Source organism: Frankiales bacterium, from assembly GCA_016125335.1.
Taxonomy (GTDB): Bacteria; Actinomycetota; Actinomycetes; order S36-B12; family CAIYMF01; genus Longivirga.
Map to the genome: position 1 here is coordinate 74,025 of WGLY01000010.1, position 20,811 is coordinate 94,835.

General features: G+C 76.4%; 18 protein-coding genes. 4 read left to right on the forward strand and 14 right to left on the reverse strand.

The window, feature by feature from the left end:
* Positions 1-35: 35 nt before the first annotated feature.
* From GC157_06425 to GC157_06455, 7 genes are all read right to left on the reverse strand, one after another.
* Positions 36-1,046 carry a cation diffusion facilitator family transporter gene (locus GC157_06425; GenBank protein MBI1377099.1) on the reverse strand — a complete coding sequence of 337 codons (1,011 nt, stop codon included), beginning with the start codon at positions 1,044-1,046 and terminating at the stop codon, positions 36-38.
* A 70-nt stretch (positions 1,047-1,116) separates the two neighbouring features.
* A complete protein-coding gene (locus tag GC157_06430) occupies positions 1,117-2,517 on the reverse strand; it encodes a hypothetical protein (GenBank protein MBI1377100.1) in 1,401 nt (466 codons plus the stop codon).
* Positions 2,139-3,287 (reverse strand): hypothetical protein, encoded by a 1,149-nt coding sequence (locus tag GC157_06435; GenBank protein ID MBI1377101.1) that lies wholly within the window; start codon positions 3,285-3,287, stop codon positions 2,139-2,141. The genes GC157_06430 and GC157_06435 overlap by 379 nt, the downstream gene beginning before the upstream one ends.
* 5 nt (positions 3,288-3,292) lie before the next feature.
* Entirely contained in the window at positions 3,293-3,499 is a 207-nt protein-coding gene (locus GC157_06440; protein ID MBI1377102.1) for a Trm112 family protein, read from the reverse strand.
* On the reverse strand, positions 3,496-4,911 hold the full coding sequence (locus GC157_06445; protein MBI1377103.1) for a phosphomannomutase/phosphoglucomutase: 1,416 nt from the start codon (positions 4,909-4,911) through the stop codon (positions 3,496-3,498). The genes GC157_06440 and GC157_06445 overlap by 4 nt, the downstream gene beginning before the upstream one ends.
* Positions 4,912-5,029: 118 nt before the next feature.
* Positions 5,030-5,275: a hypothetical protein gene (locus tag GC157_06450; protein MBI1377104.1), complete on the reverse strand. Its 246-nt coding sequence runs from the start codon at positions 5,273-5,275 to the stop codon at positions 5,030-5,032.
* A gap of 313 nt (positions 5,276-5,588) precedes the next feature.
* Positions 5,589-5,939 carry a DUF3499 family protein gene (locus GC157_06455; GenBank protein MBI1377105.1) on the reverse strand — a complete coding sequence of 117 codons (351 nt, stop codon included), beginning with the start codon at positions 5,937-5,939 and terminating at the stop codon, positions 5,589-5,591.
* Positions 5,940-6,044: 105 nt separating this feature from the next.
* Between GC157_06455 and GC157_06460 the strand changes: the two genes are divergently transcribed.
* Positions 6,045-6,500, forward strand: coding sequence for a peptidase (locus GC157_06460; GenBank protein ID MBI1377106.1), 456 nt, complete (start codon positions 6,045-6,047; stop codon positions 6,498-6,500).
* Here GC157_06460 and GC157_06465 read toward each other — a convergent pair.
* The 4 genes from GC157_06465 to GC157_06480 form a co-directional block, all read right to left on the reverse strand.
* On the reverse strand, positions 6,476-8,392 hold the full coding sequence (locus tag GC157_06465; GenBank protein ID MBI1377107.1) for a hypothetical protein: 1,917 nt from the start codon (positions 8,390-8,392) through the stop codon (positions 6,476-6,478). The two genes, GC157_06460 and GC157_06465, sit on opposite strands and share 25 nt — an antisense overlap.
* Positions 8,389-12,015 (reverse strand): glycosyltransferase, encoded by a 3,627-nt coding sequence (locus GC157_06470; GenBank protein ID MBI1377108.1) that lies wholly within the window; start codon positions 12,013-12,015, stop codon positions 8,389-8,391. Before GC157_06470 ends, GC157_06465 begins: the two co-directional genes overlap by 4 nt.
* A gap of 143 nt (positions 12,016-12,158) precedes the next feature.
* The gene (locus GC157_06475) at positions 12,159-12,398 is read right to left on the reverse strand and encodes a WhiB family transcriptional regulator (GenBank protein ID MBI1377109.1); all 240 of its coding nucleotides are present in this window, start codon (positions 12,396-12,398) and stop codon (positions 12,159-12,161) included.
* A 307-nt stretch (positions 12,399-12,705) separates the two neighbouring features.
* Positions 12,706-15,321 (reverse strand): 7,8-didemethyl-8-hydroxy-5-deazariboflavin synthase, encoded by a 2,616-nt coding sequence (locus tag GC157_06480; protein ID MBI1377110.1) that lies wholly within the window; start codon positions 15,319-15,321, stop codon positions 12,706-12,708.
* A 60-nt stretch (positions 15,322-15,381) separates the two neighbouring features.
* On the opposite strand from GC157_06480, the gene GC157_06485 reads away from it, so the two are divergent.
* The 3 genes from GC157_06485 to GC157_06495 are packed head-to-tail and all read left to right on the forward strand — an operon-like array spanning position 15,382 to position 18,259.
* The gene (locus GC157_06485) at positions 15,382-16,389 is read left to right on the forward strand and encodes a 2-phospho-L-lactate transferase (GenBank protein MBI1377111.1); all 1,008 of its coding nucleotides are present in this window, start codon (positions 15,382-15,384) and stop codon (positions 16,387-16,389) included.
* Complete coding sequence (locus tag GC157_06490; protein MBI1377112.1) at positions 16,386-17,738, forward strand: coenzyme F420-0:L-glutamate ligase; 1,353 nt, start codon at positions 16,386-16,388, stop codon at positions 17,736-17,738. Before GC157_06485 ends, GC157_06490 begins: the two co-directional genes overlap by 4 nt.
* On the forward strand, positions 17,735-18,259 hold the full coding sequence (locus GC157_06495; protein MBI1377113.1) for a hypothetical protein: 525 nt from the start codon (positions 17,735-17,737) through the stop codon (positions 18,257-18,259). The genes GC157_06490 and GC157_06495 overlap by 4 nt, the downstream gene beginning before the upstream one ends.
* Before the next feature lie 19 nt (positions 18,260-18,278).
* Here the strand turns inward: GC157_06495 and GC157_06500 are convergent, their stop codons facing one another.
* The 3 genes from GC157_06500 to GC157_06510 form a co-directional block, all read right to left on the reverse strand.
* Positions 18,279-18,551 carry a hypothetical protein gene (locus GC157_06500; protein MBI1377114.1) on the reverse strand — a complete coding sequence of 91 codons (273 nt, stop codon included), beginning with the start codon at positions 18,549-18,551 and terminating at the stop codon, positions 18,279-18,281.
* Positions 18,552-18,715: 164 nt separating this feature from the next.
* Positions 18,716-19,636: a DNA-3-methyladenine glycosylase 2 family protein gene (locus GC157_06505; GenBank protein MBI1377115.1), complete on the reverse strand. Its 921-nt coding sequence runs from the start codon at positions 19,634-19,636 to the stop codon at positions 18,716-18,718.
* A 47-nt stretch (positions 19,637-19,683) separates the two neighbouring features.
* Positions 19,684-20,766 carry an NTP transferase domain-containing protein gene (locus GC157_06510; protein MBI1377116.1) on the reverse strand — a complete coding sequence of 361 codons (1,083 nt, stop codon included), beginning with the start codon at positions 20,764-20,766 and terminating at the stop codon, positions 19,684-19,686.
* Between the last annotated feature and the right edge of the window lie 45 nt (positions 20,767-20,811).

Below are 20,811 nucleotides of genomic sequence, written 5' to 3' on the forward strand. Positions count from 1 at the left end.
GGGGTGGACACCGCCGGGCTCGACCTAGTGTGCCATCACCCGGCGGGGGGCGGCGAACCTGCCGCCGGTCCCGGACCGGGTTCGGCGCCCTCGACCGCCGAGCCGGCGGCCTCCGCGGCGCTCCCGACGGCCGCGCCGCCGCGGTCGAGGTCCGGCTCGAGGTAGATCCACCGCGCCTCGGGCACGGCCGCGCGCACCCGCACCTCCGCGCCGTCGATGGCCGCGGCGATGGCCGTCGCGGTGTCGTCGTGCTCGACGGCGATCTTGGCGGCCACCAGCAGCTCGTCCGGGCCGGTGTGCAGCGTGCGCAGGTGGATCACCCGCGACACCAGCGGCTCGGACTCGAGCGCGGCGCGGATGGCGGTGGTCTGCTCGGGGACGGCGCTCTCCCCCACGAGCATCGAGGACATCTCGACGGAGAGGAACACCGCGATCACGAGCAGCAGCGCGCCGATGGCGAGCGCGCCCACACCGTCCCAGCGGCCGTCGCCGGTGACCGTGGCCAGGGTGACGCCGAGCAGGGCGAAGACCAGGCCGGTCAGGGCACCGGCGTCCTCGAGCAGGACCACGGGCAGCTCGGGCTGGCGCGCCTCGCGGACGAAGCCGAACAGCGACGTGCGCCCGCGGGAGCGGTTGGCCTCGCGCACCGCGGTCCGGAACGAGTAGCCCTCGAGCGCGATCGCGATGAGCAGGACGGCGAAGGCCACCCCAGGACTGGTGAGCTCCTCGGGCTGGCGGACCTTGTGCCAGCCCTCGTAGAGGCTGAACAGGCCGCCGAGGCAGAACAGCACGATCGAGACGACGAAGCCGTACACGTACCGCACCCGGCCGTAGCCGAACTGGTGCTGCTCGTCGGCCGCCCGGCGCGCCCGGCGGCCGCCGAGCAGCAGGAGCATCTGGTTGCCGGAGTCGGCCACGGAGTGGATCGCCTCGGAGAGCATCGAGCTCGAGCCCGTGACGGCGAAGGCCCCGAACTTGGTGACCGCGATGCCCATGTTGGCCACGAGGGCGGCGATCACCGCACGCGTGCCGCCTTCGGTGCTCATGGCGCCAGGCTAGCGACGGGAGGCAGGCGGAGGGCCTCGCCGGCGGCGGCGCCCCGCCGGCACGGGGTGCTCACGGGTTCGAGACGGCGACGACGACGTGGCCGTCGGCCTCGACCCGCGGCGAACCGTCGGACGGCGAGAGCAGCACCGCACGGCCGGCCGCGACCACCTCGGCGCCGGACGGGCCGGTGACGCGGGCCTCGCCGCGCACAGCCAGCACCGTGGCCGAGGTGTGGGGCGGCACGGTCCAGGAGGCGCCGTCGCGCAGGGCCACGACGAGGAACGGAGCGCCGGGCGCGAAGTACGTGGAGACGCCGCCGTCGCCGGTCGGCCGCAGCAGCACCGGCTCGTCGCCGCTGACCGCCGCGAGCGCCTCCGGCACGGCGAGCTGCTTGCCGGTCAGCCCGAGCCGCAGCACGTTGTCCGACGCCGTCATCACCTCGACGCCGAGGCCGTTGACGTAGCAGTGCACCACGCCGGCCGGCACGTACATCGCGTCGCCGGGCTCGAGCTCGTGGACGGCCAGGCACAGCGCGACGAGCGCACCGCGGTCGTGCGGGTACCAGGCGCGCACCAGCTCGATGGCCGAGCGCTCGTTGGCGTCGAGCAGCGGGTGGATCACGTCGGAGAGCCGGCGGAAGGCCTCGTCGACCTCCACCTCGGACAGCGCGAGCAGCGCGTGCACGGTGGCCACGAAGTCGCCGCCCGAGGCGATCTGGGCCACCCGGGTGAGCCCCATCCCCTGCATGATCCGCGCCGTGAGCGCGGGGTCGCGGAAGCCGGCGAAGCTCGTGAACGGCTCGAGCGCGACGAGCAGCTCGTTCTTCTCCACCTGGTCGACCAGCAGCCCGCGGCCGTGGCCGGCGTCCGACCACAGCACCGCGACGAGGTCGCCCGGCGGGTGCACCTGGATCGACAGCGGGCGCGCGGCGGCGAGCAGCTTGGTGAGCAGCGGGTGGCGGGGCGCGTCGGGCGTGTCGCCGAGCGCGCCGTACCAGAGCTCCGCCTGCGGGCCGGACGTGGCCGAGGTCCAGGCGCTCAGACCGTCGATGCGGCCCCAGGCGTAGGGACGCAGCGCCCCGTCGACGACGATCACGCGCCACCGCCGGCGAGATCGGCGAGCGCCTCGGCGTCCTCGCGCGTGGTGGACGGATCGACGCCCAGGGCGACGGCCGCGTACACGGCCGCCCAGTCGAGCACCGCGACGAGCGAGGCGAGCCGCACCACGGGGTGGCCGTCGAGCGCCTGCACCGTCTCGACGGCGACGCCGCGGCTCTCGGCCAGGGTGCGCACGGCGTCGGCCAGGCGGGCGGAGGAGTCGCTCTCGCCCGGCTCGCGCAGCAGCACCACGCGCAGGCGCGGCGGCGCCGTGCCGTCCTCGACCGGGTCCCGGAAGATGTCGTCGTCCGACGCCGCGGCCACCGGGCCGTCGACGATCGCGACCTGCGCGTGCGCGACCTCCGGCAGGCATCCGTGCACGGCGGGCAGGTGGGCGTCGGCGGCCAGGCGCGCCGCCATCCGCTGCGCCGCGACCTCGGTGAGGGCCGAGGCCCCCCACACCGCGGGCAGCGATGCGGCGAGCGAGGCGCCGAGCAGCTTGGCCGGGTTCTCCGCGGCGGGGGCGGCCGGCCCGCACTCGACCGCGCACTCGTCGAGCACGTCGGCCGCGCGGTCGAGCACGCCCCGGGGCACCGCGGCCAGGCCGAGGGCGTCGGCGAGCACGAGCAGCGGGGTGGTCATGAGCCAGAGCAGCGCGCGGGCCGGCAGCCCTCGCGTGTCGAGGGGCACCGCGGCGCTCGACGACGAGCCCGCGACCAGCTCGTGCAGCGGGCTGCCGGCGGGGGCCACGGCGACGACGCGCGCCCCGCGTCGCAGCGCCTCGCCGGCGATCTCGGTGGTGGCCCGGGCGCGGCCGTCGGGGGCGAGCGCCACGACGAGGTCGAGCGGACCCACCCAGCCCGGCAGCATCGCCTCGCGGGTCACGGTGACGGGGACGGGGCAGCCCGGCCCGCAGACCGCGGCGAGCAGGTCGCCCGCGATCGCGGCGGTGCCGTTGCCGGCGACCAGGACCGAGCGCGGCCGGCCGTCGGCGACGACGCGGTCGAGCGCGTCGGAGCCGATCGCCGCCAGCGCGCGCCGCACCTGGGCGCCGGACTCCGCCGCGGCCCGCAGCAGCCCGCCGGGGTCGGCGTCCTCGAGCGCGCGCGGGTCGTCGAGCAGCGCGTCGTCGACGTAGCGCACTCGGCTCAGGTCCCGAGGTCGGCCCCGACGCCCTGCGGGCCGGGGGTGGCGTCCTCGAGCAGCATCACGGGGATGCCGTCGCGGACGGGGAAGCTCGTGGCGCACCGGGTGCACACGATCGCCTCCGCGGGGGAGCCCTCCACGCGCACAGGGGCATGGTGCTCGCACGGGCAGGCGAGGACGTCGAGCAGCACGGGGTCGAGCGAGCTCATGCAGTGTCTCCTCGGATGATGGTGAGGACGTCGTCGCGCACGGACGCCATGAGCGGCTCGTCGGCCGCCTCGACGTTGAGCCGCAGCAGCGGCTCGGTGTTGCTCGGTCGCACGTTGAACCGCCAGCGGCGCCCGTCGGGCTCGGCGCCCGAGACCGTGAGGCCGTCGAGGTCGTCGGAGCTCACGCCGTCGCGGCCGGCGTAGGCCGCGGCGACCGCGGCGAGCACCGCGGCCTGGTCGGACACCGTGGTGTTGAGCTCGCCGGAGGGGACGTAGCGCGAGTACTCGGCGAGCAGCGCCGAGAGCGTCGACCCCGCCGGGGTCTCGCCGAGCGCCGCGAGCGTGTGCAGCGCGGCGAGCATGCCGGAGTCGGCCCGCCAGAAGTCGCGGAAGTAGAAGTGCCCCGAGTGCTCGCCGCCGAAGACCGCGCCGGTCTCGGCCATCGTCGCCTTGATGAAGGAGTGGCCGACGCGGGTGCGCACCGGGGACCCGCCGTGCTCGCGCACGATCTCCGGCACCGCCTCGCTCGTGATGAGGTTGTGGATGATCGTGGCGCCGGGGACCTTGGCCAGCTCGCGGGCGGCGATGAGCGCAGTGAGGGTGGACGGGTCGACGATGTCGCCCTTCTCGTCCACGACGAAGCACCGGTCGGCGTCGCCGTCGAAGGCGAGCCCGAGGTCGGCCGACTCCGCGACCACGGCGCGCTGGAGATCGCGCAGGTTCTCCGGCTCGATCGGGTTGGCCTCGTGGTTCGGGAAGGTGCCGTCGAGCTCGAAGTACATCGGCACGACGGTGAGCGGGAGGCCGTGGAGCACCGCCGGCACCGTGTGGCCGCCCATCCCGTTGCCGGCGTCCACGACGACGGTGAGCGGGCGGATCGCGTCGAGGGGCACCAGGGAGCGCAGGAAGTCGGCGTAGTCCGCGAGCAGGTCGCGCTCGGAGACGGTGCCCGCAGGCCCGTCGAAGGCCGGCACGCCGGTGGTCGACCACGCGAGCACGAGCGCCTTGATCTCGCCGAGCCCGGAGTCCTGGCCGACCGGCGAGGCCCCCGCGCGGCAGAGCTTGATGCCGTTGTAGCGGGCGGGGTTGTGGCTCGCCGTGAACATGGCGCCGGGCAGGCCGAGCGACCCGGCGGCGAAGTAGAGCTGGTCGGTCGAGGCCAGGCCGATGTCGACGACGTCGACGCCCTGCGAGGTGACGCCCTCGGCGAAGGCCGCGACCAGCTCGGGGCCCGACGGGCGCATGTCGCGGCCGACGACGACGGTGCCGGGGCCGCCGGCCGAGGCGGCCACGCCGAGCACCCGCACGAAGGCCGCGCCGACGAGCCGGGCGACGTCGGGGCCGAGGTCGTCGGGGACGACGCCGCGCACGTCGTAGGCCTTGATGAGGCGGTCGAGGAGCTCGGCGTCGATCACCGGGGAACCCTATCGGGCAGGCGCCGGGGGACGACGCTCGAGACGGGCGCGCTGCGCCGCGACGGCCGGACCGGTGCGCGACCGCGCGGTGCCCGGTGCGCGGACGTGCGCGGGATCAGCGACGGCGCTGGGCGCGGTGCAGGACGTGGTCGACGGAGAGGACCTCCCCGCCGTGCTGCCAGGAGCGGTGCTCGCACTCGAGGCAGTGGCTGAAGTCGACCTCGGACCCGTCGGTGAGCTCCATGGAGATCCGGGTCACCCGCTCGGAGCCGCACATCGCGCAGCGGACGCCCTCGCGGGCCCCGGGCTGCGTGAGCGATCCGAGCGGCACCGCCGCCGCGGTCTGGGAGCTGCGCGCCATGGTGGTCGTCCCTCCTGTCCCCCGCCCGGCCGGTCCTCCCGGCCGAGCCGTGCCTGCCGGACCGGGGTCCGGCACGCCGCGGTCCGGGTGCGCCCAGGCCCCGGACCGTCTCGAGCACGTGGAGACTACGACGTGTGACCGTGAAGGGGAAGTACCTGTGGGGTCCACGAGACACATGTGACGTGTGTGACCACGCTCCGACAACCCACTGTCACACACGGTGGAGCGTTCGCAGCATCGGCCGTCCGGCCGAGATCCGCGCCCGACCGGCGGTCACCGGCCCGTCACCGGTCGCGGCCAGGCGCTGACGAGGTCAGGCGTCGACGTCGGTGCGCAGCACGCGCAGGTGGCCGCGCCGGCCCACCTCGACCGGTGCCGGCACGACCTCGCGCGGGCGGGCCGCCTCGCGCACGGCGTCGGCGAGAGCCTCGAGGTCGTCGCTGGAGGGACGCAGGGCGTCGGGGTCCGGCTCGAGCCGGACGACCTCCCAGCCGCGCGGGGCGGTCATCCGCGACGCGTGGTGCTCGCACAGGTCGTAGCAGTGCGGCTCGGCGTAGGTGGCCAGCGGGCCGAGCACGGCTGTCTGGTCGGCGTAGACGTACGTGAGCGTGGCGACCGCGGCGCGGGTGCACGACGGCTTCGAGCAGCGGCGGACGGGGCTCACGGCGCCGACCCTACGGCTGTCGGGGCACGCCGCCCGGCAGCGGCGCGCCGGAGGCGCCGCGCGGCGGCCGCGGACCGGGTCTCCGCGCCTCCTAGGCTGGACGGCGTGAGCCCCGACCCCGGCCGCCCGAGCCGCGGCGCCGCGTCCGGCCCGCGCCGGCGCGACCGCCACGGTCGAGGGCTGCGCGGTCCGCTGGCTCCGCCGTCCTCCCCCGCCACGGTGCCGCGCGCCGACGCCTTCGGCGACCTCGTCGTCGACGCGGTGGACCGCATCGAGCCGCGGTGGGGCGGACATCTGGCCGCCGTGGACGTCGAGGTGCGCGAGGCGCCGGTGGTCGAGCCCGGCACGCACGAGGTCCCCCTCGCCGAGCACCGCGCGACCACCGGTCCGCGGCGCACCGCGACGCTCGTGCTCTACCGGCGCCCCGTCGAGCTGCGGGCGCCGGACCGGCCGGCCCGGGTCGACCTCGTGCGCGACCTGGTCGCCGAGCAGCTCGCCGAGCTGCTGGGGCTGGCCCCGCAGGACCTCGACCCCGCCTACGACGAGCGCGCGGGCGACTGAACGCGGATCGAGGAGCCGGGCACCTGCACCACGGGCGGCACCACCGTGGTCGCCCGGATCGGGTAGATCGGGGCGAGCGCCAGCATGGTGCCGCCGGGCGCCGCCTCGCGCACCTCGTGCGTGGCGTAGACCGCTCCGCCGGACACCGGCGTCACCACCAGGCTCGTGCGCGCCGTCGGCGTCGTCACCGGGACGGCGACGGTCGTGGCCGTGCCGCCGGTGACCGAGACGGTGCGGGTCCAGCTCGGCTGGGTCGCGCCGGGCGTGTAGACGTCGAGCCGCACGACGGAGTCGGTGTCGGGGGCGGCCAGGCCCACGGCGTGCGTGAAGGCGCCGCCCCGCAGGCCCACGACGATGCCCGGGGCGGACAGTCGCGGCGTGCCGGCGGTGGCGTCCTTCTCGCGCAGGCTCTTGCCGCCGCCGGTGCCGACGACGACGCCCGCCACGACGTCGTCGGAGGAGGACACCACCACGCCGGCCGCCTCGCCCGCGAGGGCCGGCCCGAGGTCGACCGAGGTCACGTGGCCGGCCTGGAGGTCGACGTGGTCGATGCCGGCGGGCACGATCGGCCCGTCCGCGGTGAGCAGCTCGATCGCCACCGTGGTGTCGGTGCCCGGCGCCAGCAGGTCGAGCCGTGCGCCGCTGACACCCGCGGGCACGTCGGGGATCACGAGGTCCGTCCCGGCCTGGGTCGCCGGCAGCAGCGCCATCCCCAGCGGCACGAGCCCCTCGGCGGACTGGTCGAGGCCGACCACGCCGACCCGGCCGGACGTCGCGAGCAGGTGCACGGCGGTGACGAGCTGGTTGGGCGCGAGGGAGTCGAGCCGCACCTGCTTGCGCGAGGACGGGCCGAGCACGATCCCCGCGCCGCCCGGGGCGGTCACCTGCCCGGTGGGCCCGTAGACCAGGAGGTCGACCTGCGCCGGGCGGTCGTCGTCGTTGACGAGCAGCACCTGCGTGAGGCGGCCGACCGTGGAGCTGCCGCCGATGATCCAGGCGTCGGTCAGCGGCCGGGCGCACGGGGCGACCGCGAGGCCGCGGGAGGCCCCCTGGCCCGACCGGATCAGCTGGTCCGCGCCGAACCCGCCCGCGAACGAGCCGGTCGCCCGGGCGAGCTGCGCCGGGCCGGACGAGCCGGTCACCTTGCGCGTGACGGTGCCGCCCGGCGCGTCGATCACCATCGGCTGGGACGCCGAGGCCTTCGTGGTGAGGTCGGCGAGGGTCGCCACGCCCTTCTCGACGCCGGGCAGCGGCACGACGCCGGCGGAGACCGTGGAGCTCAGGGTGCTCGTGGCCGAGGTGACCGGGCACACGAGCTCGGCGGAGGCCACCGGCTCGGCCACCGGCGCCGTGTCGGCGCGCGTGGGCTGCGGCACGAGCAGCTGGCCGACGAGCGCGACGACCACGAGCAGTGCGGCCGCGACGGCGAGCGACACCGCGGGCCGGCGCAGCAGGCGCAGCACCGCCGCACGGCGCGAGCCGCCGACCGGCGCGCTCTCCGCCGACGTGGGCACCGTCGCGGCGCCCGCCGCCGTCACACCCTTCGACGCGGCACTCGCCGCCGCGGTGGGTTCCGTCGTGGCCTCCTGCGACGCGGCGCTCCCCGGGCCGGCGCCCTGCGCCGTGCCGCTCCCGGCCGTCGCGCCTGCCGACGTGGCGCTCTGCGCCGCGGTGCTGTCCGCTGCGGCGCTGACCGCCGCCGTGCTCTCGGCCGCCGTGCTCTCGGCAGCCGTGCTCTCCGTCGCCGTGCTCTCGGCAGCCGTGCTCTCCGTCGCCGTGCGGTCCGCGGCCGTGCCCTGCGTGGGCTCGGCCGGTGCGGCCGCGACGTCGGTGGCCGGCGGCTGCTCGCCGCGACGGGTGCGGCGTCGGCGCGGCGTCTCGTCGGAGGTCATGCCGGCACCTCCGTCCCGGTCGTGGCGGGGCGTCCGGGCGCGGACCCGGACCCCGACGGGGCGGGTGAGCCCGGCACCGGGTCCTCGGGGGCGGCCGGGTCGGGCCGGTCGCCGTCCGGTGCCGGCGCGTCGTCCGGGCCGGTGCCGGTGCGGGCCTCGCCCTCGCCCTCGAGGGTGTCGGCGTCGTCGTCGTCCTCCGTGCGCCGCGAGGGCAGCGCGAGCAGCACGACGACGAGCACCGCGGCCGCCTGCCCCCACAGCCATGCGGCGCGCGAGCCGCCGTCGAACGCGAGCGTCACGGGCACGGCCGGCGCGACGAGCCCGGCCTGCTGGAGCGCGGGATCGGTGGCGTTCTCGTCACCGGGCACGCGGCCGGGCACCGGCGTCACCGAGGCGCCGTCGACGGTCCAGGTCCAGCGCGAGTCAGCGGTCTCGGCCACCACGAGCGTGCGGCCGGCCTGCCCCGAGGGCACCGTGGTGTCGACGGACGTCGGCGTCCGCGGCTCCGGCGACTGCACCGGCACCGCGGTCGACATGCGCAACGAGACGGTGCCCGCGGCGTCGCCGGCCGTCGGCTCGATCACCTGCACGCGGGTGGCGGTCGTCACCACCTGCCACACGGCCGCGCCGTCGCGGGAGGAGAGCCGGCGCAGGCCGCGCTGCCCGTCGAGCTGCTCGGCCAGGGGGTCGCGGCGGGGCGCGGCGTCGGCCAGCACGACGTAGCGGATGCCGTGCGTCGCGATCTGGTCCACCTCGTCGGCCCCGAGACCAGCCGCGAGCCGGGCCACGAGCTTGTCGAGCTGCGCGGACACCGACGCCGGGGGCGCCACGTCGAGGTCGCCGAGCTGCGGCCAGGGCGCAGCGAGCAGGTCGTACATCAGCCGCTGCCCGACAGCGCGGCGCAGCACGAGGGTGCGCGGCCGCAGCGGCGTGGCCATCTCCGCCTCCACGTACGCCGGCAGCACCTCGCGGTCGCCGCGGCGCAGCGGGCCGTCGACGCCGCCGGCCAGCAGCACCAGCGAGACAGCGGGCGCGAGCAGCAGGGCGAGCACGAGCACCGCGGCGCCGGGCTGCCGCCAGTCGAAGCTGGCGCCGGCCAGCCTCGCGGGCAGCTGGTCGACCAGCCGGGCCGAGACGACGATCAGGGCCGAGGCCCACACCGCGGTCGCCACACCGGGCCACGGGACCACGGGGTCGGCGAGCGCCGAGGGGTGCACCCGCAGCAGCGACTGCACGACGCCGACCAGAAGCGCGACGAGCCCCACCGCCCACGCGGCCAGCACCACGCGCCGGCCGCCGCGCACCGCCACCGCCGCGAGCCCGCCCACCAGCAGCCCCGCGGCCAGCCAGAGCGGCGTCGAGCCCGCGCCGCCGGGCCGCAGCAGCAGCACGTCGTACGGCGCGATGTGCGAGTTGACCGGGCCCACCAGGCCCGGCTCGAGCCACAGCAGCGCCGGCTCGCGCACGACCCGCAGGCTCCACGGCACCAGGAGCACCACGGGCAGCAGCGCGGTCACCGCCAGGCGCAGCCGGCCCTGGAGGTCGGTCACGAGGGTGAGCCCCGCCACGACGGCGAGCACCACGGCCATGAGCCACACCACGGGGGTGAAGCTGCACACCACGGCCAGCAGGAGCGACGTGGCGAACGCCCGGCGCCACGTGGGCGGCCGGCCGACGCCGACGAGCCGCGCGCACGAGCGCGCCAGCCACGGCAGCAGCACCAGCGACACCGCGGTGCCCACGCGGCCGCCGGAGATCGCGCCGGTGACGGCGGGCAGCGTCGCGTAGGTGGCTGCCGCGATCGCGCGCACCCACACCGACGACACGACGCCGCGCAGCGCGAGGTAGGAGGTGAGGCCGGCCAGCGGCACCAGCCCGAGCAGCACGACGTCGACGGCCAGCGGCGCGGAGCCGCGCAGCACCAGGGCGAGCGCGGCCAGCGGCACCAGCCACGGCGGCGCGTCGGCCGCCGAGCCCGGGCCCACCTCGTGCCAGGCGGACAGGTACGACTGCCACAGGTCGCCCGCGCCGTCCGGCGCCGGCAGCAGCGCACCGCCCATGAGGTAGCCGCTGCCCAGCAGCCCGCGCACCCCCACGAGCGAGACCGCGAGCAGCACGAGCACGACGAGCGCGCCCGGGCGCGCGAGGAAGCGGCGCACGCGCGAGGGCCGCCGGTCGTCGGCGTACCAGCCGTCCGGGTCGTCGGGCGTCGAGTCGAGCACCGACCGCGAGGGGTCGCCGCTGTCGCGGCCGGCGACGAGGTCGGCCAGCCGCTCGATCGCGTGCCGCGCCACGAGCCCGCGCGGCGCCAGCAGCGTGCGCACGTCGCGCTCGGGCACCGCGCCGGGCAGCGCCGCCGCGTGCGCGACGCGGGCGCGCGAGGCGCGCAGCGCGCTGCGGTCGCGCACGGCGTCGCGGAAGGCGCCCCACTCGTCGCGGGCCTCCTGCGGCGCCTTGGCCAGCAGGAGGGCGAGCGCACGCAGGAGCGAGCCGAGCAGCAGCCGCACGGTCACCAGCAGCCCGTGCGCTCCCGTGGCGTGCGCGCGCATGAGATGGATGGCCGCGGCGCGGTCGATGCGCCGCGGGCGGTCGCCGTGCGGCGGGTCGCCGGCCACGACCTGCCGGCGCCCGTGGGTGGCCGCCTCGCGGTGGTGCACCACCGACGACGTCGCGACGACGACGCGGCAGCCGGCGCGCCTCGCGCGCCAGCAGAAGTCGACGTCGTCGCGGAACATCGGCAGCGACGGGTCGAAGCCGCCGAGCGCGTCCCAGACGTCGCGGCGCACGAGCATGCCCGCGCTGGACACCGCCAGGACGTCGCCGACGTCGTCGTGCTGCCCCTGGTCGAGCTCGCGCCGCTCGAGGCCGGTGACGCGGTTGCCCGAGCGGGCCACCGTCACCCCGCACTCGACCAGGACGTCGCGGTTGCGCCAGCCGCGCACCTTGGGGCCGAGCACCTCGACGCTGCGCTGCCGGTCGGCCTCGAGCAGCAGCTCGTCGAGAGCGGTGGGCGCCGGGGCGGAGTCGTCGTGGAGCAGCCAGGCCCAGCGCACCACGTCGGGCTCGTCGTCGGGCGTGCCGGACCCGGTGGCCAGCCCGGCCGCCACCGCCGCGCCGAAGGGGGTCTCGCGCGCGACCGTCACGATGCGGTCGACCAGCCCCGCGCGCTCGGCACGGTGCAGCACGTCGACGGTGGTGTCCTCGCTGCCGGTGTCGACGGCCACGACGCGGTCGGGCCGACGGGTCGAGCGGGAGAGGGCGGTGAGCACCGCGGGCAGCCAGCGCGCGCCGTCATGGGTGACGATCACCGCGGTGACGCGGTGCGCACGCGGGGTGGTGTGGTCGACGTCGTCGAACGCGTCCTCGTCGAGCGCGTCCACGTCGTCCGGGTCGTGGTCCGAGGCGATGCCGGCGTCGCGGGCGTCGTCGGGTCGGGCGTCGTCGGGGCCGATGTCCGAGCGGGCCGGCTCGTCGCCGTACGACGCGCGGCCGGCTCGCGGCCGCGCGGTCACGTCGTCGGCGCGCGACGCGGGGTCCGACCCGGTCCGGCGGGCCGAGGACGGGCGGCGCAGCGCGTCGGGCGCGTCGACGGGGGCGTCGACGGCAGGGACATCGGTGGCCATGGCTCGACGAACCCTATGCGACGCGTGGCGGTGCCCCGGCGGCTGTCACCGGGCCTGAGCACGACGGCGTGAGAACACTCAGGACACTGTGACGGACCTGTGCCCTCGACGACGCCGCGCGGCGCCGGAACGGCGGACCGCCGCTAGACCGCGGCCTTCTTGAGACGACGGCGCTCGCGCTCGGACAGGCCGCCCCAGATGCCGAAGCGCTCGTCGTGCTCGAGCGCGTACTCGAGGCACTCGACACGGACCTCGCAGGTCGTGCAGACCCGCTTGGCCTCGCGGGTCGATCCGCCCTTCTCCGGGAAGAAGGCCTCGGGGTCGGTCTGCGCGCACAGGGCGCGCTCCTGCCAGCCGAGCTCCTCGGCGTCGGTCAACGGCAGGACGGTGGCAGTGCTGTTGCTCACCGCGTTACCTCCTCGACCCGGGCCCTCGTGCCACGCGGCACTCGGCGCCCTGCGTGGTGTCCCCCACACTGCGTGAACGGCACGGGGTGAATTACACGCGTGTAAGTGCGTCGAGTCAACCCCTCGAACGGTGGACCCGTCTCCGGGCGTCCGGTCACGGCGCCTTGGGGCCGTGCGGGTTCCGCGATCGCAGGTGCCCGACGCCGGGCCACGGGCGCGACGCGCCCGGGCGCGGGGTGCGGGGGCGACGACCCCCTCCGGTGACGCAGCGTGACATCCGGTCTCAGGGCGCGGCCACGGCCTCGAGGTCGAGGTGCACGCGCCGGGCCGCCGCGAGCCGCTCCGGCGGCACCGTCCCGTACGTCGTGGTCCGCTGCCGCGGCACGCGCCCGGCCGCACGGGCGAGCTCCTCGAGCTCGGCCACGCTCTTGCGCGACCCGTGCTGCGACCCGGCCATGCGGCTGATGGTCTCCTCCATCAGCGTGCCGCCGAGATCGTTGGCGCCCCCGTGCAGCAGGGCGCGTGTGCCGTCGACGCCGAGCTTCACCCACGAGCACTGCACGTTGTCGATGGCGCCGTGCAGCATCAGCCGCGCCATGGCGTGCACGGCCCGGTCGTCACGCGCGGTCGAGCCCGGCCGCGCGACGCCGGCGAGGTAGACGGGCGCGTTGTGGTGGATGAACGGCAGGCCGACGAATTCGGTGAAGCCGCCGGTGCGCTCCTGGATCGTGCGCAGCAGCGCGAGGTGCGCGACCCAGTGGGCAGGCGTGTCGACGTGGCCGTACATCATCGTCGAGCTGGACCGGATGCCGAGCTCGTGCGCCGTGGTGACGACGTCGATCCACGCCGCCGTCGGCAGCTTGCCCTTGGTGAGCACCCAGCGGACGTCGTCGTCGAGGATCTCGGCCGCGGTGCCGGGGATGGAGTCGAGGCCGGCGGCCCGCGCCTCCTCGAGCCACTCGCGCACGCTGAGACCGCTGCGGGCCGCGCCGTTGACGACCTCCATCGGCGAGAAGGCGTGCAGGTGGATCGCGGGCGCGCGGCGCTTCACCTCGCGGGCGAGGTCGAAGTACGCCGTGCCCGGCAGGTCCGGGTGGATGCCGCCCTGCATGCACACCTCGGTGGCACCGACGTCCCACGCCTCCGCGACGCGGTCGCCCACCTCGGCGAGGGAGAGCGTGTAGGCGTCGGCGTCGGTGCGCCGCTGCGCGAAGGCGCAGAAGCGGCAGCCGGTGTAGCAGACGTTGGTGAAGTTGATGTTGCGGTTCACCACGAAGGTGACGTCGTCGCCGACCGTGTCGCGGCGCACGTCGTCGGCGATGCCGGCGAGCACGTCGAGCGCCGGGCCGTCGCACGCCATGAGCGCGACGGCGAGGTGCGCGCGGTCCGGACGCGCCAGCGCCGCGGGGTCGTCCGCGGCCAGCGACAGCCCGGCGCGGACGTCGTCGTCGAGCCGCTCCGGCGCGCCCGCGGCGACCCGCGAGGCGATCCGGCGGGCGCGCTCGCCCACCTCGCCCCAGTCGCCGTAGACGGAGTCGAAGTCGCCGCGTCGGTCGGCCGAGCGACCGGTCTCGTCGATGGACGCGTGCAGGTCGGTGCGGCCGCCGGCGTTGGCGGCGGCGAACGCGGTGTAGCCCGGGTCCGGCTCCTGCCACGGCGAGCCCTGGGGCTGACGGCCCTCCTCGGCGAGGCCGTCCGCGGCGGCGAGCGCGGCCACGTGCGGCCGCACGCGCGGGTCGATCCACGGGTCGGGCCGCAGGACGTACTCGGGGTGCGCGGTGAGCCGCTCGCGCAGGACGAACCCCGCGTCGGCGGTCGCACGGGCGAGGTCGTCGAGGTGCGGCCACGGACGCTCGGGGTTGACGTGGTCCGGCGTGAGCGGTGAGACGCCGCCCCAGTCGTCGACGCCGGCGCGCAGCAGCAGCGGGATCTCGTGCGGCTCGCTCAGGTTGGGCGGTGCCTGCACCCGCATGCGCGGGCCGAGCAGCAGCCGGGCGACCGCGATCGTGGCGAGGTAGTCGTCGAGCGGGAGGTCGTCGTCGTCGCGCATCGCGGTGTCCGGCTTGGCCCGGAAGTTCTGGACGATCACCTCCTGCACGTGCCCGTGCTCACGGGCGGCACGGCGCAGGGCGAGCACCGACTCGACCCGCTCGCGCGGCGTCTCGCCGATGCCGACCAGGATCCCGGTGGTGAAGGGCACGGCCTGGCGGCCGGCGTCCTCGATCACGCGCAGCCGCACGTCCGGGTCCTTGTCCGGGCTGCCGTGGTGCGGCAGCCCCGGCGTCTCGAACAGCCGGCGCGAGGACGTCTCGAGCATCAGGCCCATGCTGGGCGCCACGGGCCGCAGCCGGCGCAGCTCCTCCCAGGTCATGACCCCCGGGTTGAGGTGCGGGAGCAGCCCGGTCTCCTCGAGCACCCGCACGGCCATGGCGCGCACGTAGGAGAGCGTGTCGTCGTAGCCGTGGGCGTCGAGCCACTCGCGCGCGGCCGGCCAGCGCTCCTCGGGCCGGTCCCCCAGCGTGAACAGCGCCTCCTTGCACCCCAGCGCCGCCCCCTGCCGGGCGATGTCGAGCACCTCGTCGGGGGTGAGGAACATCCCGTGGCCGGACCGCCGCAGCGACGCCGGGTCCGTGGCGAACGTGCAGTAGTGGCACCGGTCGCGGCACAACCGGGTGAGCGGCACGAACACCTTGCGGCTGTAGGTGATGACGCCGGGGCGGCCGGCACCCTCGAGCCCCCGGTCGCGCACGGCCGCGGCGAGCCCGAGCAGCCGTTCGAGGTCGTCCCCCCGGGCGTGCAGGAGGGCGGTGGCCTCGTCGAGGTCGAGGGCCACGCCTCGGGTCGCGCGCGACAGCGCGCGCGCGACCTCGCCGGCTGTCGGTCCCGCTGCATCGGTCACGGCATCGACCCTACGTCGGGCTCTCCCCGGGGCGGGGAGCGCGGGTGACAGGATCGCCGCATGCGGATCACGGTCCTCGCGGGCGGCATCGGCGGCGCACGCTTCCTGCGCGGCCTGCTGCGCCACCTCGACGCGAGCGCGCCCGGCTCGGAGGTGACCGTCGTCGGCAACACCGGCGACGACATCCGGCTGTTCGGGCTCCAGGTGTGCCCGGACCTCGACAGCGTGATGTACACCCTCGGCGGCGGCATCAGCGAGGAGCGCGGCTGGGGCCGCGAGGACGAGACGTTCACCGTCAAGGAGGAGCTTGCGGCCTACGGCGTCGAGCCCACGTGGTTCGGGCTCGGCGACCGCGACACCGCGACGCACCTCGTGCGCAGCCAGATGCTCGCCGCGGGCTACCCCCTCTCCGCCGTCACCGCGGCCCTGTGCGACCGGTGGCGCCCCGGCGTGCGCCTGCTGCCCATGAGCGACGACCGCCTCGAGACCCACGTCGTCGTGGACGGCGACGAGCCGGGCACGCGTCGCGCCCTGCACTTCCAGGAGTGGTGGATCCGCCACCGCGCCGCGCTGCCCGCGCGCGAGTTCGTGCTCGTCGGGCTCGAGTCCGCGACGCCGGCACCCGGTGTGCTCGAGGCGATCTCGGACACCGACGTCGTGCTGCTCTCGCCGTCCAACCCGGTCGTGTCGCTCGGCACCATCCTCCAGGTGCCCGGCGTGCGCGACGCCGTGCGCACCACGTCGGCGCCCGTCGTCGGGCTCTCGCCGATCGTCGGCGGGGCACCGGTGCGCGGGATGGCCGACGCGTGCCTGTCCGCGATCGGCGTCGAGACCACGGCTGCCGCGGTGGCCCGCCACTACGGCGCCCGCACCGCGGAGGACGGCTCGGACGCCGGCGGCCTGCTCGACGGCTGGCTGGTGCACTCCCCCGACGACGACGGCGCGGTCGACGAGCTCGCGGGCACCGGGATCGCGGCGCGTGCGGCGCCCCTTCTCATGACCGACCTCGCCGCCACTGCCGCCATGGCCGCGGCCGCCCTCGACCTCGCGCAGGACGTGCGCCGATGACGGCACCCGTCGTGGTGGTGCCCGTGCCCGGGGTGCCGGAGGTGGCGCCCGGCGACGACCTCGCGGCGATGCTGGTCCCCCTGCTGGCCGACGTCGCCTGGCCCGACGGCACGACCGGCCTGCGCGACGGCGACGTCGTCGCGGTGACGAGCAAGGTGGTGAGCAAGGCCGAGGGGCGCGTGGTGCGCGCCGAGTCGCGCGAGGACGCCATCACGGCCGAGACGGTGCGGGTGGTGGCCACCCGGCGGACGCCGCGCGGCCTCACCCGGATCGTGGAGACGGCGCACGGCTTCGTGATGGCCGCGGCGGGTGTCGACGCGTCGAACACACCGCCGGGCACGGTGCTGCTGCTGCCGGAGGACCCCGACGCCAGCGCGCGCGGGCTGCGCGCCGCGCTGGCCGCGGCGACCGGCGCCCGCGTGGCCGTCGTCGTCACCGACACCTTCGGGCGCCCGTGGCGCGAGGGGCTCACCGACGTCGCCGTCGGCGCCGCCGGGCTGGCCGTGCTCGACGACCACCGCGGCCGGCCGGACACGTTCGGGGTTCCGCTCGAGATGACGATCACCGCGGTCGCCGACGAGATCGCGTCCGCCGTGGACCTGGTGTGCGGCAAGGCATCCGGGCTCCCCGTGGCGGTGGTGCGCGGCATGTCGGCGTACGTCGTGGACCACGACGGCCCGGGGGCCCGGGCGCTGGTGCGCCCGTCCGGCGACGACATGTTCCGGCTGGGCACGTCGGAGGCCCTCGCCGAGGGCCGCCGCGACGCCGTGCTCTCGCGTCGCACCGTCCGCTCCTTCACCGCGGAGCCGGTCGACGACGCGTCGCTGCGCGCGGCGGTCGCCGCCGCCATCACGGCACCGAGCCCGCACCACACGGCGCCCTGGCGCTTCCTCGTCCTCACCGACGCCACCCGCGCGCGGCTGCTCGACGCGATGAGCCGTCGGTGGGAGGACGACCTGCGTCGCCTCGACGGGTACGACGACGCGTCGGTCGAGCGCCGCCTCCGCCGCGGCGACGTCCTGCGGACCGCCCCGGCGGTGGTGCTGCCCTTCCTCGAGCTCGAGGGTGCGGCGCACGACTACCCCGACGAGGCGCGGCGCGGCTACGAGCGCGACCTGTTCCTCGTGGCGGGCGGCGCGGCGGTCGAGAACCTGCTCGTGGCGCTCGCGGCCGAGGGACTGGGCTCCGCCTGGATCTCGAGCACGGTGTTCTGCCCCGACGTCGTGCGGGCCGAGCTCGGCCTGCCCGCCAGCTGGCAGCCGCTCGGCGCGGTGGCGGTGGGGCGTCCCGCGGCGGAGCCCGCCCCGCGCCCCGTGCGCGACGTCGACGACCACCTGCGGCACGTATGACCGCGCCACCCGCGGCGCACCGAGGAGGAGCCATGGACCCCACGACGACCGGAGCGCTCGCGCACGCCGGCGCGCGCTACGACCACACGGCCGTGGCCGGGCCGTCGCTCGCCCCGCTGGTGGCGTTCTACCGCGACGTGCTCGGCGGCCAGTTCGTCTACGGCGAGGTGCTGCCGATCGGCGCGGTCACCGCCGTGTTCCGGCTCGGCGAGGGCCGGATCGAGCTCATGGCGCCCACGCCCGGCTCGACGTTCTTCGACCGCTTCTTCCAAGCGACCGGCGGCCGGGGCGGGCCGCACCACATCACCTTCGCGGTCGACGACATCGACGCCGCCGTCGCGGTGCTCGACGCCCACGGCGTGGCCCACTTCGGCCTGAGCCACGACATCGAGGGTGTCTGGTCGGAGGTCTTCGTCCACCCGCGCGACAACGGCGGCACGCTCGTGCAGCTCGCGCAGATCGGCGACGTGTCGGGCGTGGTGTCGCGCAGCCTCGATGAACTGGTCGCGCAGGCCCTGTGACGGGCGCGGCGGCGACGGGTCAGGCCGGCTGCGGCTCGCGCCGCGCCGCGACGTCGACGTCGGCGGCCGGGCCGGCGGTGACGTCGGCCACCTCGACGACCGCGGGCGCCTCGACGACGCGCAGCGCCGGCGCGGGGCGCGGCCGGAACACCGGCTGGGGCGGGTCGATGAGCCGGATCACCGGCTGACCATGGTCGGTGCGGGCGCGCACCGCGTACTGGCCGCAGGCGCAGATCAGCCAGCGCGGGTCGTCGTGACCGTAGAAGGCGTGCTGGTGGTCCGGGGTCGTCACGGTCGCCTCCTTCGTCGCGGGGGGAAGTCGCGAAGGGCTTGTGTCACAGAACGGTAACCCCGGATCCGGGGGGATGGCACCCCCGGGAGAGCGATCGGTCGGACTCCGGAGATGACATCGCTTACGTCGCCGGTTCGGCCTGTGCGCCGTGGGAGCGCTCCCTCTCACATGCGCCGGAAATCCTTGGGGCTGTAGCGAGGACCGCGTGCCGGCCGACTGATCCCGGTGAGCTCCACGAGGCGCACGACGCGCCCCCGGTGGCCCGGCCACGGGGCCAGCACCTCGGCCAGGCGGGCGTCGGTGCCGTCGGTCTCGCCGGTGAGCGCGAACACGACGTCCTGGGCCACGTGGAAGTCGCCGAAGCTCACCGCGTCGGCATCCCCGAGCGAGCGCGACGCGACCTCCGCGGCGGTCCACACGCCGACACCGGGCAGCGCGCGCATCCGCTCGTGCGCCGACGCCAGGGGGAGCAGGTCGCACTCCTCGAGCCGGCCCGCGTGCCCGGCGACCCGCATCACCGTGGCGGCGCGGGACCCGTCGACGCCGGCGCGGTGCCACTCCCACGACGGCACCCGCGCGAGCACGTCCGGGGCCGGGAACACCCGCAGGGCCGCCGGCCCGGGGCCCGGAGCGGGCTCGCCGTGGGCGGTCAGCAGCCAGCGCCAGGCGCGGCGCGCCTCCAGGCCCGTCACGCGCTGCTCGAGCACCGCGGCGACGAGCTGCTCGACGACGCAGCCCACCGCCGGGGTGCGCATGCCCGCGCCCACCCGGCGCCACTGCTCGGCGACCAACGGGTGCGGCGACGGGTCGAAGCCCGAGACGTCGTCGTCGACGCCGAGCATGCGCGGCAGCCGCTCGGCGGCCCACGCCGCGCCCGGGCCCCACGAGGTGGAGATGACGGTGCCGGCGGAGACTGCCAGCCGCTGCGTCGCCGGGCCGTCCGGGGTGCGCATGGTGCGCCACAGGGCGCGGGACTCGTCGCGCTGGTAGGTCGGGTCCCCCGACCCGCGGCGCAGGCCGCCGAGGGTGAGCCCGAGGCTCACCGGCCAGGACGGCGTCCACACGCGGGTGATGCCGTCGGTCATGGCTGGACGCTCTCACGCCGCCCGGACGGGGCGCGCGGGGCGGCGGGTCAGCGGTCGGACGAGAAGCGCACCGCGGTCTCGCCGAGGGCCACTCCGGGCCACACCCGGGCCCCGCGGACCAGCTCGTTGCCGGGGCCGATCATGGCGCGGTCGCCGACGACGACGCCGTCGAGCCGGGCGCCGGCCCCGATGATCGCGCCGGAGCCGATGACGGAGTCGCGCACCTGGGCGCCGGAGGCGACCATCGCGCCGTCGAACAGCGAGGAGCCGTCGACGACGGCCCCCGAGCCGACGGTGGCGCCCGCGCCGACGCACGTGCCGCCGCGCAGGATCGCGTCCGGCTCGACCTCCGCGCCGGGACGCACCAGGAAGTCGCCGACCGGCCCCGGCAGCGCCGGGCTCGGCGCCCGGCCGGTGACGAGGTCGCGCGAGCCGCGGACGAAGGCGAGCGGGGTGCCGAGGTCGAGCCAGTAGCCGTCGTCGACGAACCCGGTGACGTGGGCGCCGGACGTGAGCAGCCCGGGGAACGTCTCGCGCTCGACCGACACGGGCCGGCCCGTGGGGATCTCGTCGATGAGCGAGCGGCGGAACACGTAGCAGCCGGCGTTCACCTGGTCGGTGACGCACTCCTCGGGCGTGCTGGGCTTCTCGAGGAACTGCTGCACGCGGCCGTCGTCGTCGGTGGGCACGAGGCCGTAGGCGCGCGGGTCGTCGACGCGGGTGAGGTAGAGCGAGACGTCGGCGCCGTCGGCGGACCAGCGCTTGACCTGTCCGGCGATGTCGTGGCCGGAGAGGATGTCGCCGTTGAAGACGAGGACCGGGTCGTCCGGTCCGCTGTCGAGGTAGGGCGCCACGTGACGGATCGCCCCGCCCGTGCCCATCGGGATCTCCTCCGTGACGTACACGAGTTCGACGCCGAAGCGCGAGCCGTCGCCGAAGTAGCTGGAGAAGACCTCGGGCTTGTACGAGGTGCCGAGCACCACCCGGGTGACGCCTGCCTCGCGCGCCCGGGCGATCTGGTGCTCGGTGCACGGGACGCCGGCGACGGGCAGCATCGGCTTGGGCGTGGTGACCGTGAGCGGGCGCAGACGCGTCCCCTGGCCGCCGACGAGGAGGACCGCTTCGAGCACGCCCCACTGTCCCACACGCTCGGCGACGGGCACCCCCTACGTTGG